12 protein-coding genes are annotated in these 12916 nt (G+C 65.3%); 3 read left to right on the forward strand and 9 right to left on the reverse strand.

The genetic code is table 11. The features are described from left to right. Positions 1-33: 33 nt before the first annotated feature. Positions 34-1755 carry an amidase gene (locus tag E4J89_RS09750; protein WP_136785942.1) on the reverse strand — a complete coding sequence of 574 codons (1722 nt, stop codon included), beginning with the start codon at positions 1753-1755 and terminating at the stop codon, positions 34-36. After that, a complete protein-coding gene (locus E4J89_RS09755; protein ID WP_136785943.1) occupies positions 1755-2798 on the reverse strand; it encodes an agmatine deiminase family protein in 1044 nt (347 codons plus the stop codon). The genes E4J89_RS09750 and E4J89_RS09755 overlap by 1 nt, the downstream gene beginning before the upstream one ends. A gap of 109 nt (positions 2799-2907) precedes the next feature. On the opposite strand from E4J89_RS09755, the gene E4J89_RS09760 reads away from it, so the two are divergent. Further along, positions 2908-3558, forward strand: coding sequence for a TetR family transcriptional regulator C-terminal domain-containing protein (locus tag E4J89_RS09760; protein ID WP_136785944.1), 651 nt, complete (start codon positions 2908-2910; stop codon positions 3556-3558). Positions 3559-3652: 94 nt separating this feature from the next. Here E4J89_RS09760 and E4J89_RS09765 read toward each other — a convergent pair whose 3' ends face one another. Continuing rightward, the gene (locus E4J89_RS09765) at positions 3653-4057 is read right to left on the reverse strand and encodes a VOC family protein (protein ID WP_136785945.1); all 405 of its coding nucleotides are present in this window, start codon (positions 4055-4057) and stop codon (positions 3653-3655) included. Between the two features lie 9 nt (positions 4058-4066). After that, complete coding sequence (locus E4J89_RS09770; protein WP_136785946.1) at positions 4067-4507, reverse strand: AraC family transcriptional regulator; 441 nt, start codon at positions 4505-4507, stop codon at positions 4067-4069. Between the two features lie 147 nt (positions 4508-4654). Here E4J89_RS09770 and E4J89_RS09775 point away from each other — a divergent pair, with 147 nt between their 5' ends. Continuing rightward, the gene (locus E4J89_RS09775) at positions 4655-5347 is read left to right on the forward strand and encodes a TMEM175 family protein (protein ID WP_205754451.1); all 693 of its coding nucleotides are present in this window, start codon (positions 4655-4657) and stop codon (positions 5345-5347) included. Positions 5348-5534: 187 nt separating this feature from the next. Beyond that, complete coding sequence (locus E4J89_RS09780) at positions 5535-6731, forward strand: M14 family zinc carboxypeptidase (protein ID WP_240691829.1); 1197 nt, start codon at positions 5535-5537, stop codon at positions 6729-6731. A 69-nt stretch (positions 6732-6800) separates the two neighbouring features. Here the strand turns inward: E4J89_RS09780 and E4J89_RS09785 are convergent, their stop codons facing one another. The 5 genes from E4J89_RS09785 to E4J89_RS09805 all read right to left on the reverse strand — a co-directional run bounded on the left by E4J89_RS09785 (position 6801) and on the right by E4J89_RS09805 (position 12882). After that, the gene (locus E4J89_RS09785; RefSeq protein ID WP_136785949.1) at positions 6801-8474 is read right to left on the reverse strand and encodes a ribonuclease J; all 1674 of its coding nucleotides are present in this window, start codon (positions 8472-8474) and stop codon (positions 6801-6803) included. 258 nt (positions 8475-8732) lie between these two features. After that, on the reverse strand, positions 8733-9485 hold the full coding sequence (locus tag E4J89_RS09790) for a 3-oxoacyl-ACP reductase family protein (protein WP_136785950.1): 753 nt from the start codon (positions 9483-9485) through the stop codon (positions 8733-8735). Between the two features lie 45 nt (positions 9486-9530). Further along, positions 9531-10322: an SDR family NAD(P)-dependent oxidoreductase gene (locus tag E4J89_RS09795; RefSeq protein WP_136785951.1), complete on the reverse strand. Its 792-nt coding sequence runs from the start codon at positions 10320-10322 to the stop codon at positions 9531-9533. Beyond that, a complete protein-coding gene (locus E4J89_RS09800) occupies positions 10319-11677 on the reverse strand; it encodes an MFS transporter (protein WP_136785952.1) in 1359 nt (452 codons plus the stop codon). Before E4J89_RS09800 ends, E4J89_RS09795 begins: the two co-directional genes overlap by 4 nt. 173 nt (positions 11678-11850) lie before the next feature. Continuing rightward, on the reverse strand, positions 11851-12882 hold the full coding sequence (locus tag E4J89_RS09805; protein WP_136785953.1) for a substrate-binding domain-containing protein: 1032 nt from the start codon (positions 12880-12882) through the stop codon (positions 11851-11853). Positions 12883-12916: the final 34 nt, after the last annotated feature.

Raw genomic sequence — 12916 nt, forward strand, 5'->3', positions numbered from 1 at the left:
CCGCTGCCCTGCCGGGTGAGCCGGGCGCGCCGATCAGGCCAGCCGCGGGGTCCGCGGCGGCTCGGTGCGCCGGGAGCCGGTGGCTTCGAACGCGGCAGCCAACGCCAGCAAGGTGGTGTCCTCATAGGCGCGCCCGGCGAAGGTGAGTCCAACCGGCATGCCGATGTCCGTCGTCGTCCCCATGGGCACGGTGACGGTGGGGATGCCGAGGTGCCGCGGGACCAGATTCCCATTGGCGACCCAGACGCCGTTGCACCAGCCGAGGTCTGCAACTGCCGCATTGGTGTCCATGTCCGCGGCGCCGATGTCTGCCACCGCAGGGAAGACGACGGCGTCCAGCCGATGCCGGTCCATCCACTCTTCCAGGTCCACCCGGCGGGTTACCTCGAGTCCGCGCAGGCCCTCCGCGAGGTGCGGAATCTCAAGGAATGACGCCACACCGTGGTCGCGCACGTGCGCCGGATATTCGGCGATGTCGTCGTCGAACCCGTCATAGCGGTCCGGCAGTGCACCTTCGGGGTGCGGGAAGATGCGCGCGCCGTCCACCTCCGCCAGTGAGTTGAGCGAGGGGTCCCCGTTGGCGGCGAGGAAGTCCTCCCACGCCCAGGCCGACAGGTCCAGGATCTCGCGCCGCAGGTACTCCGCGCTGACCAGGCCGCGGGTGCCGATCGTGGTGGCGCCGGGCCGGTCACCCTCGTAGTTGGACACCACGGGAAAATCCACCGGCACCACCTCGGCTCCGGCCGCTTCGAGGTCCCGCCGGGCCGTCTCCCACAGCTCGATGATGGAGGACCGGGTCTCGATCCGCTGCCCGGTGGCACCGCCAATGCCGGGCTGTTCGCCGGTGCCGGCCTCGGGGTCGGCGTTGATGTACATCCGCGGCACGCCGAAACGCTTCCCGCTCAAGGTGTCCCACGCTTCCTGCAGTCCCCGGGGTCCCAGCGCGGGATAGGACGCCGGCCGGACCGACGACGCGGCCGGGATGTATACCCACGGCTGCGCGCGCCAGAAGTCGCCGCGTGTTTCCTGGTCGTCGGCCACGATGGCGTCCAGCACTTCGAGCAGGTCGGCCATGCAGCGGGTGTGCGGCACCACCACATCCATGGTGGGAACCAGCGGCCAGTTGCCCCGCACGGAGATGACGCCGCGCGAGGGGGTGTAGGCGCAGAGCGCGTTGTTCGACGCCGGCGCCCGCCCGCTGGACCAAGTTTCCTCGGCGAGTCCGAAGGCAGCGAAGCTGGCCGCTGTCGCCGTCCCGGATCCGTTGGAGGAGCCGGAGCCAAAGGCGGCAGTGAGGAAGTCTGCGTTGTAGGGGCTTTCGGCTCGTCCGTAGAGACCGCGTTGCATGCCCCCGTTGGCCATCGGCGGCATATTGGTCAGGCCGATGAGCACTGCTCCCGCCGCGCGCAGCCGTTCGATGGCGAAGGCATCGCGCTGCGCCACCAGGTGCTCGAAGGCGGGCGAGCCTGCGGCGGCGGTGAGGCCTTGGGCCAGATAACTGTCTTTGGCCGTGTATGGGATTCCGTCCAACGGGCCGAGTGCCTCGCCGCGCGAGCGCCGCTGGTCCGAAGCGCGGGCCTCCGTCAGCGCGTCTTCATTCATCACGACGACGGCGTTCAGCTGGATGCCGCTGTGGTCGTAGGCGGCGATGCGGTCCAGGTAGGCCTGGGTGAGTTGCTCGCTGGTGGCCTGTCCGGTCTGCAGCGCCACGCGCAGCTGCTGAATCGACGCTTCCACCACATCGAACGGTCTCATCAGGCCTCCGTGGCGACGAGCGCGGGCTGCTGCTGCGTGATGCAGTGGATTCCTCCTCCGCGGGCCAGGATGGGCCGCGCATCCACCGTGACCACGCGCCGGCCGGGGTACGCCTCGGCGAGGATTTCGGCGGCGAGCGCGTCCGCCCGTTCCTCGCCGTAGCCACAGGCGATCACGCCCCCGTTGACCACCAAGTGGTTGACGTAGCTCCAGTCGACGAATCCGTCGTCGTCCTTGAGCGTTTCCGGAGCAGGCAGTTCGACGATCTCGAATGGTTTCCCGGCGGCGTCCAGCTGGGTCCCGAAGAAGTCTCGCAGCTGCCGGCTCACCTCAAAGTCCGGGTGGGCGGGGTTGTTCTGCAGGTGCAGCAGGAGGCGTCCGGGCGAAGGAACCGTGGCCACCATGTCGATATGCCCGCGTGTGCCGAGATCCTCGTAGTCGCGTGTCAGTCCGCGCGGCACCCACACGGTGTGCGTGGTGCCCAGAGTGCGGGCCAGTTCCGCCTCGACCCTTTCCTTGTCGATGTAAGGATTCCGGCCCGGGTCCAGCTGGACGGTCTCCGTCACCAGCACCGTGCCTGCGCCGTCAACGTGGATCGCGCCACCTTCGTTGACCAACAGGGAACTGACCAGCTCCGCGCCGGCCTGCTCGGCGACGAAGCGGCCGATGCCGCGGCTTTTCTCCCACTCCGCCCAGGCTGGTGCGCCCCAGCCGTTGAAGGTCCAGTCCACCGCGCCGAGCACCCCGGGACGTGCGTCGTCGACCACGAAGGTCGGTCCAATGTCGCGCATCCAGAACTCATCCAAGGGCGCTTCGAGCTGGTCGGTTCCGCTGCCCAACATGCGGCTGGCACGTTTCCGTTCCGTCGGATCCACCACCATGGTGACCGGCTCAAACTCGGCAATCGCATGCGCCACGGCGGTCCATGCGCCGTAGGCTTCCTCGGCTGAGGCTGCGTCCTCGCCCAGCGTCAGCCCGGCCCGGGGGAACGCCATCCAGGTCCGCTCGTGCGGTGCTGTTTCCGCGGGCATGCGCCACGCCATGGAACCTCCTGATGCTTAGCGAGCGTGCGCAGCGTCGCCGCCCATCTAACCCAAAATCGTTATTGATCAATTGATCAATAACCTGCAAAGTACTTTAGACTGATTTGTGATGTCAACCACCTCACCCCGACGGTCCCCGCGCAAAGCACCGGCCGAACGTGCCGCGGAACTGGCCCAAGCGGCCCGGAACATTGCCTTGGAGCAGGGCCTTGCAGCCATCACGCTGCGCAACGTCGCCCGGCGTGCCGGCGTTGCCCCGGGCCTGGTGGCGCATTATTACCCGACCGTTGACACCCTGGTGGCCGAAACCTTCTCCAGCATCGTTGCCGCGGAAATCCAAGAAGTCGCCGCCCTGATGGCCGGATTGCCGACGCCCCGGCAGGGACTCAGCCTGCTGCTGGACACCCTCCTCGACGAGCGCCGCCTCGATGTGACGGCGGTGTGGGTGGAAGCCTGGTCGCTGGGGCGCCGCAATGAAACGCTGGCTGTGAGCGTGCGTGACCAGATGGACGCCTGGCAGGTCGTGATTAAGGATCTGGTGACAGCAGGCATTGCGGCCGGTGAATTCAGCACACCGGATGCGGAATCGGTGGCGTGGCAGGTCCTGGGCATGATTGACGGTCTGAACGCGCAGGCGCTGGTGCGCTGGAACGGCGTCTCCGACCGTCACACCCATCTGGCCCGCGCCGTCGAAGTGATGGTCGGCGCGGCGCCGTCGTCCTTGTTGCCAGCCGAGGGGCCTGACGGCCGAGGCGTCTGACGGCCGCTGATGGCGCCCTGCCATACCCGAACGTCATGAACGACGCCGGCCGCTCACCTGGCGAAGGTGAGCGGCCGGCGTCGTTCTGGTGAATTTACTTGGCTTCGTTGATCCGGATCATGTTGCCCGATGGGTCCCGCACCGCGCAGTCGCGCGGACCCCACGGCTGGTCCATCGGTTCCTGCAGGACCTCCGCTCCGAAGGAGACCAGCCGCTCGAAGAGGGCGTCCAGGTCGTCGGTGCGGAAGACGAGCATGGGAAGCACGCCCTTGACCAGCAGTTCCTGGAGCTGGTCGCCGTCGGCCTGCGAGCGTCCGGCGTGCGGAGCGGACAGCACCAGCTCCAGCTCCGGCTGGTCGGGGCTGCCCAGGGTGATCCAGTGGAAGCCCCCGTTGGCCACGTCGTTGCGGACTTCCAGGCCGAGGCCGTCCCGGTAGAACGGGATGGATTCGGCCGGGTCATTGACGGTGATGTTGCAGTACTGAAGTGAAATATCCATGCGCCCAACCTACGCAGGGGCCGGCGCTGCCGCTTCTCTGATCCTGCTCGATCGCGGGTCGATGGGCCGGGTCAGCAGTTTGGCGATGCAGGGCGGCATTGCTTCCGCCGCCTCATGCCCGCGGTTGCGGTAGGAGCTGGGGCTCTCGCCGGCCAGTTGGGTGAACCGAGTGCTGAAGGAACCCAGCGAGGTGCTGCCCACTTCCATGCACGCATCCGTCACGCTCCAGCCAGCGCGCAGCAGCGCCATGGCCCGCTCGATCCGCCGGGTCATCAGGTAGTTGTACGGCGTTTCGCCATACGCTGCCTTGAACCGGCGGGAGAAATGGGCCGGCGACATCAGCGCCTTGGCCGCCATCGTCGGCACGTCCAGCGGCTGGGCATAATCGCGGTCAATCAGGTCCCGCGCCCGGCGCAGATGGGCCAAGTTGGCCAACTCCTCAGGATTCACAGGTTGAGGTTACCGCTCCATGGAACCTGCCGGAAGCTCTGCGGACGGCCGTCGCTCCACCTGCTTGCTCAAACCGTTGCACTGTCACATCCGTTGCGCCACGCTAATCACGTGGAACAGCGACCTGATCGCCAGCCAGCCGCCCGCGTGAGTGGCACTGACGCTTCCCGCTCGAAAGCAGTGGATCCGGTGCGCAACGCCGCCGTGCTGGCACGGGAATCCAGCGAGTTCGACCGTGGGCTCAGCTTCTACGACGTCATTTACGGATTCGCCATCACGCTGCTGGTCACCAACATCGACGCTCCCTCCCCGGAGGCCTGGCAAGACCCGCGGGCGCTGCTCGAATCGGGCGTCGTGCACCAACTCGCCGGCTTCGCCCTGAGCTTCGCCGTGATCGCCGTGTTCTGGCGCATAAACCTCCGGTTGATCAAACGGCTCTCCGCACTGGATTCGGCGACGACGACGGCCAACCTCCTGGCTGCGGCGTTCGTCATCCTGATTCCGTTCACCACCCAGGGCGTGAGCGACCCGGAGACAACTTTGCTTGAGCTGACCACAGTGCTCTACGCCGCGAACATCATTTTGGCGTCCTTGGCCCAACTGCTGATGTTTGAGATTGCCCGCCGGCACGGTCTCGAAATCGACCCGATGACACCTAAGCACCACGCAGCCTTCGTGCTTGATTTCCTCGTTCCACCCTTGGTTTTCGCGGTGTCAATACCCATCGCTTTGGTAGCCGGCGGCACGGCGGGCAAGATCACTTGGGCCGCACTCATCGTGCTGGGACCGGTCTCGGGCATCCTCGCCACTCGGGTCCAGCAATCAACAACGGGCCCATGATCCCGTGCGGCTGAGGGAATTTGCGGCATTCTGGGCCGAGTTTCGGCCGCCGGCTCTGGGCTATTCCCAGATGTGCCGCTAGCCTCTCCGATACCGGCAGCTCGCGCGAGCTGCCGGTCCCATTGTTCGCGGCCGACCCAACCGGCTGCGTTTGGGGATGAATCGCTCAACCTTTGGAGGACATGCAGTGAAGCACCAGCCCAAGAGCAGCACCAACCAGCCCGCGGCCAGACCCAAGCGCTACCGCAGCCTGGCAGCGGCGGCGGCCCTCGCCGTCGTCATTCCCTTCAGCGCCGCGACGCCGGTGCTGGCCGATGCCAACTTCCCCTCGACCGAGGGCAACACCAATATCTCCAGCATCCTGACCTACGACGATGTGGTGAAGGAACTGCGCAAACTGGAGAAGACCAGCCGCTTTGGCGTGGATGCCTTCACGTTGGAAGAAGCGGGCACGCAGGTGAACAAGTCGGAACAGGGCCGCGATCTCTGGGTGGCCACGGTCGGCAACGGCGCCGAACACGTGTGGATACAGGGGCGTATCCACGGCAACGAACCCTACGGCACCGATTCAATTCTGACGCTGCTGAAGGATCTGGGGACCAACGGCTCGTCTGAATACCAGCTGCTTCGCGACAAGTTCACCTTCCACTTCATCCCGATGTACAACCCGGACGGCGCGGAAGCGAACATCCGCCACACCATCCTCTGGGATCAGGCCAATGGCCTTCCGGAGTTCGGGTCCAACGGGCGTGAGCAGCGGATCGACCTGAACCGGGACTGGACGCCCAACGGATTCGTCGCGAACGAATCGCTGGCCTTCTACGAATACTGGACCGAGGTGAAGCCGGCCTACGGCATCGACATCCACCATCAGGGCCTGAAGAAGGAATGGGGCACCGGCGACGACGTCACACTGTCGCTGGGCATCTCGCTGGCTCCGGGCGGGCCGACCCTGCCGGGGATCAAGGACGGTGCCTACGACGAGCTAACCCGCCAGATGCACGTGTACGTGTATGACGAACTCTCCAAGTACGGATCCATCAACATGGACCGCTACCAGGTGGGCAACGGTCAGGAGATCGACATCAAGGGCGGCGTGGTCTCGGCCATGATGCTGGGCCTGAACTACCAGGGGATGAACCCGGAGGGTCACTCCAATCCGGTGGTCTTCTTCGAAACCTCCGGCAACACCTCGGACGGCAGCCTGGGCCAGAAGGCCCGTGGCAAGAGCATCAAGCAGAACCTGCTCGCCATGAAGGAGCTGCTGCTGGGCCTGGCCACTGGCGAAGTCGAGCAGGAGGACGCCGACCGCTGGGATGACATCCCGCACCAGCCGGTCACCGGTTACAACACCGACTACGCCGGAACCATCCCGGTCCCGTAGCTCGAACACAACAGCGCCCCTGCCCAGTCAGTCCGGGCAGGGGCGCTGCTGCTTGTGCACTAAGAGGGGCTATGCCTCCACGATGATGACCGTGACCACCGGCTTGCGGCGGAGGGCGCGGTCGGACCAGCGGATCAGGGCCTGGGCAATTGCCTTTTCGGCCTCCGGTCCGGTCTTGTCTCCGCGCAGACCCATCAGGGTCTTTTCCACGATGCCGGTGGCCTTCTCCAGTTGCTCCACCGCCGGGGCGAAGCCCACCGGGAAGAATTCCGCTTCTTCTTCCAGCCGGCCGGTGTCCGGGTTGACGATCAGCAACACGGTCACCGCGCCGTCTTCGGCCAACCGCAGACGGTCCTGCAGGGAGGCTTCGGTGGCAGCACCCGGGACCATGTTTTCCACGTAGACATAGTCGGCAGCGATCTGGCCGGAGACCCGGGCCACGCCGTCCTTCAGGTCGATGGTGGTGCCGTCTTCCACGATCAGCGCGCGCTTCGGGTCCACGCCGGTGCGGATGGCCAGTTCGGCGTTGGCCTTCAGGTGCCGGTGCTCGCCGTGGACCGGCAGCACGTTCTTCGGGCGGACCAGGTTGTAGCAGTAGACCAGCTCGCCGGCCGAGGCGTGGCCGGACACGTGCACCTTGGCGTTGCCCTTGTGCACCACGTTGGCGCCGCGCTTGGTCAGGTCGTTGATCAGCCGGTAGATGGACGATTCGTTGCCGGGCACCAGTGAAGAGGCCAGCAGCACGGTATCGCCGTCGGTCAGGTCGATCATGTGGTCGCCGCCGGCCATCCGGGCCAGTGCTGCCATCGGTTCGCCCTGCGAGCCGGTGCAGATCAGCACGGCCTTGGTGGGCGCCATCTTCTCGAGTTCCTTGAAGTCCACCAGCACACCGCGGGGGATGTTCAGGTAGCCGAGCTCGCGCGCCGTCGTCATGTTGCGCACCATGGAGCGGCCCACGAATGCGACCTTGCGACCGTACTTGTGTGCCACATCGATGACCTGCTGGATACGGTGCACGTGGCTGGCAAAACTGGAGACGATCACGCGGCGCGGGGCGGTGCGCATAACCGTATCGATCGCCGGCACCAGATCGGCCTCAGCAGCGAGGAAACCGGGAACTTCGGCGTTGGTGGAATCCGGCAGGAACAGGTCCACGCCCTCGTCGCCCAGCCGCGCGAAGCCAGCCAGGTCGGTGATCCGGCGGTCCAGCGGGAACTGATCCATCTTGAAGTCGCCGGTGGCCAGCACCAGGCCGGCGCCGCTGCGGATGGCCACGGCCAGGCCGTCTGGAATCGAGTGGTTCACGGCCAGGAACTCCAGGTCGAACGGGCCGAACTTCTTCCGGTCGCCCTCCTTGACCTGCACCATCTTGGCGCTGATCCGGTGCTCCTGCAGCTTGGTCTTCACGAACGCCAGCGTCAGCTTCGCGGAGATCACCGGAATGTCGCCGCGCTCCTTCAACAGGTACGGCACACCGCCGATGTGGTCCTCGTGGCCGTGGGTGAGGACAATGCCGACGACGTCGTTCAGCCGCTCACGGATGTAGGAGAAGTCCGGCAGGATCAGGTCCACGCCGGGATGCTGCTCCTCCGGGAACAGCACGCCGCAGTCCACAATCAGCAGCTTGCCGCCGTACTCGAACACCGTCATGTTCCGGCCGATCTCACCGAGCCCGCCCAGTGGCACAATGCGCATGGCGCCCTTGGCGAGTTTCGGAGGGGTTTGCAGCGGCTTGGTGTTCATGAATCCCGATCTCTGTGGTGCTATTTATTTGCGGGCTACGACGCCCTACGCCGGAGTAGCCGGCACTGAAGTCTTGGTTGGCCGATACACCTAGGCGCTTCGACGGCGTTCCGCGCAGCGCTGTGGACGGAAAGCATACTTGCCCTGACTTTACCATCGCGCACATGGCGGCATGGCCTGGATCTGTCCGGAACGTCTGTGAGAACAGGGAAGGGCGGGCGCGTGTCTTGGCACGTGCCCGCCCTCGGTGGTGCCAGCTCAGGGCATGACATCTCCACTGTTCGGGCCCAGCGTCTGGCCCATGTAGAGGTCGCCCCCGGGCGAGGAGGCAAGGAGCAGGGCCGTTGGTGCAACTTCTTCTGCGGTGCCGAAACGTCCGAGCGGCAGCTCAGCCTGCTTTTCGGCCCGCCATTCATCGCTGAGATCACCCAGCAGCGGTGTGACGATCGGACCAGGCGCAATCGCGTTGACCAGGACGTTGTGCTGCGCTAGTTCGCGTGCCATGGACTTGGTCATGCCGATCACGCCGGCCTTGGCGGCGGCATAATGTGCCAGGCCCGTGCCACCCTTCAGGCCAATCTGGGAGGCAACATTGATGATCCGGCCCCAGCCTTGCTCGATCATGTACGGGGCCATCCAGCGGCTGCAGAGGAACACGCTGCGCAGATCGACGTCGATCATCTTGTCGAAATCGGCCGGAGTCAGCTCGATGAACGGGATCTCCGTCAGGATGCCGGCGCTGTTCACCAAGATGTCGATCCGCCCGAAGTCGTTCGCCACCGCCTCCGCCAACGACTTCGTCGATTCCGCGTCCGTGACGTCCACCGTGTAGGCCGTATGTTCCTGCGCGGCTGCGGTCAAGGAGGCAGTCACTTCCTTCGCTGCCTGCCCGTTGAGGTCCGCGACGGCGACGGTTGCGCCCTCCCGGGCATACAGTTCGGCGATGGCCCTGCCGATGCCGCTGGCACCGCCGGTGACCACGGCGACCTTTCCTTCAAGTTGCCCTGCCATGATTCTCCTTTCGAAAAATGTTCTTCGGCCCGCACTACCCTCGGGTCAGCTGGGCCAACGAACTGTCAGACCGCCGTCAACAATGAGTTCCTGTCCGGTGACGTAGGCGGCATCTTCGCTGGTGAGGAACCGGATGGTGCGGGCGAGTTCGTCCACTGTTCCGACTCGGCCTCTCGGGATAAACGAGCCGGCAGCCTTCAGGCCCTCCGGTCCCAGCGAGTTCTTGGCGTCCAGCGACTGCGGGCTCTCGATCAGACCGGGAATTACGGTGTTGACCCGGATTCCGCGAGGCGCCAGTTCGGTGGCCAGTGAACGGCACAGCCCCAGCAGGCCGCTCTTGGACGCGGCGTAATGCGCGTGATCATCCCAGCCGTAGACGCCGCCAGCGATGGACGAGACGGCCACCATGGAGCCCCCGTCCTCGCCCATCAGCCGTGCGCATGAGCGGAACAGCCGCAGCACTCCGGTGAGGTCCACGGAGAGCATGTCGTTCCAGGCGTCGTCGGTCATTTCGTCCAGCGGCGCGCGGCGCAGGATGCCCGCGCTGGCCACGGCGATGTCCAGTGAGCCAAATCGCTCGACAGCTGCTTCGGCCAGCCGGTCGACCTGCCCGGAGTCGCGGACATCGACGGCGACGGCGTGGCACTCGCCGCCGGCTGCGGCCACAGCGTCGACCGTTTCCTGGACGTCATGCGGGTCGCCAGGGAAGTAACCGGCCACGGTCTTCGCTCCGGCGCGGGCGTAAGCCACGGCCAGGGCGCGGCCGATCCCGCTGCCTGCGCCGGAAATGACGGCGACTTTTCCTTCCAGTCCGTCGTCCCGGGTCAGGCTGCTCATACCAAGGCTCCTTCGGTGGCCGGCTGGCGGTGATCGACTTTGCGTGCGAAGAACATGACGAGGCCGGCAAGGGCCAGTGGCACCGAGCCTGCCAGCAGGGCTGCAGTCATCATCGACATTCCGGTCCCAAGCATGACCGCGATGAGCCCGGAACCGACGATGGCGCCCACCGGGGCCATCACGTGGGCCACGTTACTGCCGGTGCCGCGGACCTGGGCAGGGTAGGACTCGCCCATGTAGAACAGCATTGCGGCAAAAGGACCGGTGAGGAAGAAGAGGGTCATGGCGTACATGGCGATGACGAATCCAGAGCTGCTCGGGCCTGTCAGCATGATCACGCTGGCGATGCCGCCCAGCAGGAAGCCGACCAGTACTGTGTTCCGGCGACCCAACCGGTCGCCAACCCAACCATGGAAGAGGTAGCCGGCAAAAGCCACCGCGTTGGCCAGGATCAGAATGAACAACGCGTTGTCGAAGGAAATACCCTTAGCCTCAACGAGCACCGTGGTTCCGAGGACGGAGAACACCTGGATAGCCATCCAGCTGAAGAGCCAGGACAGGGACACGCTGATGGTGTGCCAGCGCAACTCGGGCGTGAAGACGCCGCGCACGCCCACCTTGGCACCGTTGCCTACTTCAAGTTCATGCTCGGCCGCCAGTTCGACAGCACCGGCAAGGTCGCCGGCCTTGCGTCGCCGCTCGACTTCCTTCATGGCGGCAAACGTCGGAGATTCGGGCAGTTTGGCCGCGAGCAGGACAACGATCAGCGAGATACCGGCTGCGATGACAAAGCTCCAGCGCCATCCCACGATCGGCAGGAATACCGCAGTCAGGCCGGCAGCCATCAGCGCGCCCACCGGCCAGCCGGCCTGGACGAGGCTGAACATGAATCCGCGGCCCTTGGCCTTCTTGTAGATCTCGTTGAGGTAGACGGCGTTGACCACCTCTTCGGAAATCGCGAAGCCGGAGAAACCGCGGATGATGGCCAACGACACGGCACCGGCTGCAGCGCCGGTCAGGCCGGAGCTGACGGCGCCGCCGATCACGAGGAGGATGAGCGCGCGCTTGCGGCCCATCTTGTCCATGATGGTGCCAACGACGAGCGACACCAGGAAGACGCCAACGGTGGCCCACGTGTTGATCGCTGCGGCCTCGGCCGGCGACCAACCGAAGTCTTCAGCGATGACGGGAAGCAGCGTGCCGAACAGCGTGTAGTCGTAGACGGACGCTACCCAGGCGATGAAGCACACCACTGAGACGTAGGCCATTTTCTTGCCGGTGATGACCACATTCCATGGTTCAGTCTTGCCGGCCGCAGTCTGGGAGCGGCGTTCAGCCGTTGTCGATGTCTCCATGACTGCTCCTTTCGGGAGAGGGGGTTCACAATCGTTTGTGTAACGGAGCCGAAGGGAGGGCAGTCCGGAACGACCAGGAACCTAATAAACGGGATACGCGCTACACAAACCTTTGTGTAACCGCTGGATAAGGACCATACACGGCCTTCGTGGCCTTTGTCACGATAAATAAGTCACATTTTCGGCACGGCGCTAGCGGATGACGCCCTCAGGATTAGCTCGGGAGCCAACCGTACCGACTCCACCTCGTCGCCGCGGAGCATAGATACCAGCAGGTCCAGTCCTTGGCGCCCTATTTCATGCATCGGGGACCGGACCGTTGTCAGCGGGATCGGAAGCTCAGCGGCTAGCGGCGTGTCGTTATAGCCCACCACCGCGACGTCGTCCGGCACGGCTATGCCGCGCTCACGGAGCACACCCATGGCCCCGATGGCGGCAAAGTCGTTGGCGGCGAAAATGGCGTCGGGGCACCCGCCGGCTTCGAGCATCCGCACCGCCGCCTCGTGCCCGCCCGGTGCATCGAATCCGCCTTGAACGATTCTGTGCGGGGGTATCTCGATTCCTGCTTCCCGGCAGGCTTGGACAATCCCGGCGGTGCGATCGATGCCGGTCGAAGCATAGGGTTGCCCCGCCAGAATGCCTATATCCCTGCGACCGCTTGAGAGCAGGTGTTCCGCCACCAGCCGGCCACCCATGACGTCGTCGCACGTTGCCGAGATGTGGTTGCCGGACCTTCGGGAGACCAGGACGAACCTGACACCGCGCTCCGCCAACTCGTCAAGGAACGGCTCGCCAGCGTGGGCATCGCCGAAGATGAGCCCGTCCACGCGGCGGGAGAGCATGATTTCCGTACGGGCAATCTGGTTGGCCGGAATATCAAGGGAGTTCGTGACGAAGGTGGAGATTCCCTGCTCGGTGGCAGCTTCCTCGATGCCCTCGTAGATCGTGGCCAGGACGAAGTCCTGCAGCCGTGGCACCAGGACTCCGACAAGTCCGGAACGTCGGGTTCGCAGGCTCGCGGCCTGCGGGTTGCGCTGGTAGCCGCGTTCGGCCACGACGGACCGGATCCGCTCGATCACTTCGCCCGAGGCCCAGCGCCGGGCCTCCGCGTCCGAAGCATTGATGACGCGGGAAACGGTGGAGACGTTGACCCCGACCTCGTCGGCAATCATGCGCAACGTGACCGGCCTAGAAAGGTTTTCCATAATCTCCTCCACTGGGCCAGGACTCGCCGGGCGC

Source organism: Arthrobacter sp. CAU 1506, assembly GCF_005047635.1.
Lineage (GTDB): Bacteria > Actinomycetota > Actinomycetes > Actinomycetales > Micrococcaceae > Crystallibacter.

Bases quoted from the DNA above. Each gene is read 5' to 3' on its own strand.
- E4J89_RS09805 (WP_136785953.1), bottom strand. From the start codon at position 12,882: ATGGAAAACCTTTCTAGGCCGGTCACGTTGCGCATGATTGCCGACGAG.
- E4J89_RS09795 (WP_136785951.1), bottom strand. From the start codon at position 10,322: ATGAGCAGCCTGACCCGGGACGACGGACTGGAAGGAAAAGTCGCCGTC.
- E4J89_RS09790 (WP_136785950.1), bottom strand. From the start codon at position 9,485: ATGGCAGGGCAACTTGAAGGAAAGGTCGCCGTGGTCACCGGCGGTGCC.
- E4J89_RS09755 (WP_136785943.1), bottom strand. From the start codon at position 2,798: ATGGCGTGGCGCATGCCCGCGGAAACAGCACCGCACGAGCGGACCTGG.
- E4J89_RS09765 (WP_136785945.1), bottom strand. From the start codon at position 4,057: ATGGATATTTCACTTCAGTACTGCAACATCACCGTCAATGACCCGGCC.
- E4J89_RS09800 (WP_136785952.1), bottom strand. From the start codon at position 11,677: ATGGAGACATCGACAACGGCTGAACGCCGCTCCCAGACTGCGGCCGGC.
- E4J89_RS09785 (WP_136785949.1), bottom strand. From the start codon at position 8,474: ATGAACACCAAGCCGCTGCAAACCCCTCCGAAACTCGCCAAGGGCGCC.
- E4J89_RS09760 (WP_136785944.1), top strand. From the start codon at position 2,908: ATGTCAACCACCTCACCCCGACGGTCCCCGCGCAAAGCACCGGCCGAA.
- E4J89_RS09750 (WP_136785942.1), bottom strand. From the start codon at position 1,755: ATGAGACCGTTCGATGTGGTGGAAGCGTCGATTCAGCAGCTGCGCGTG.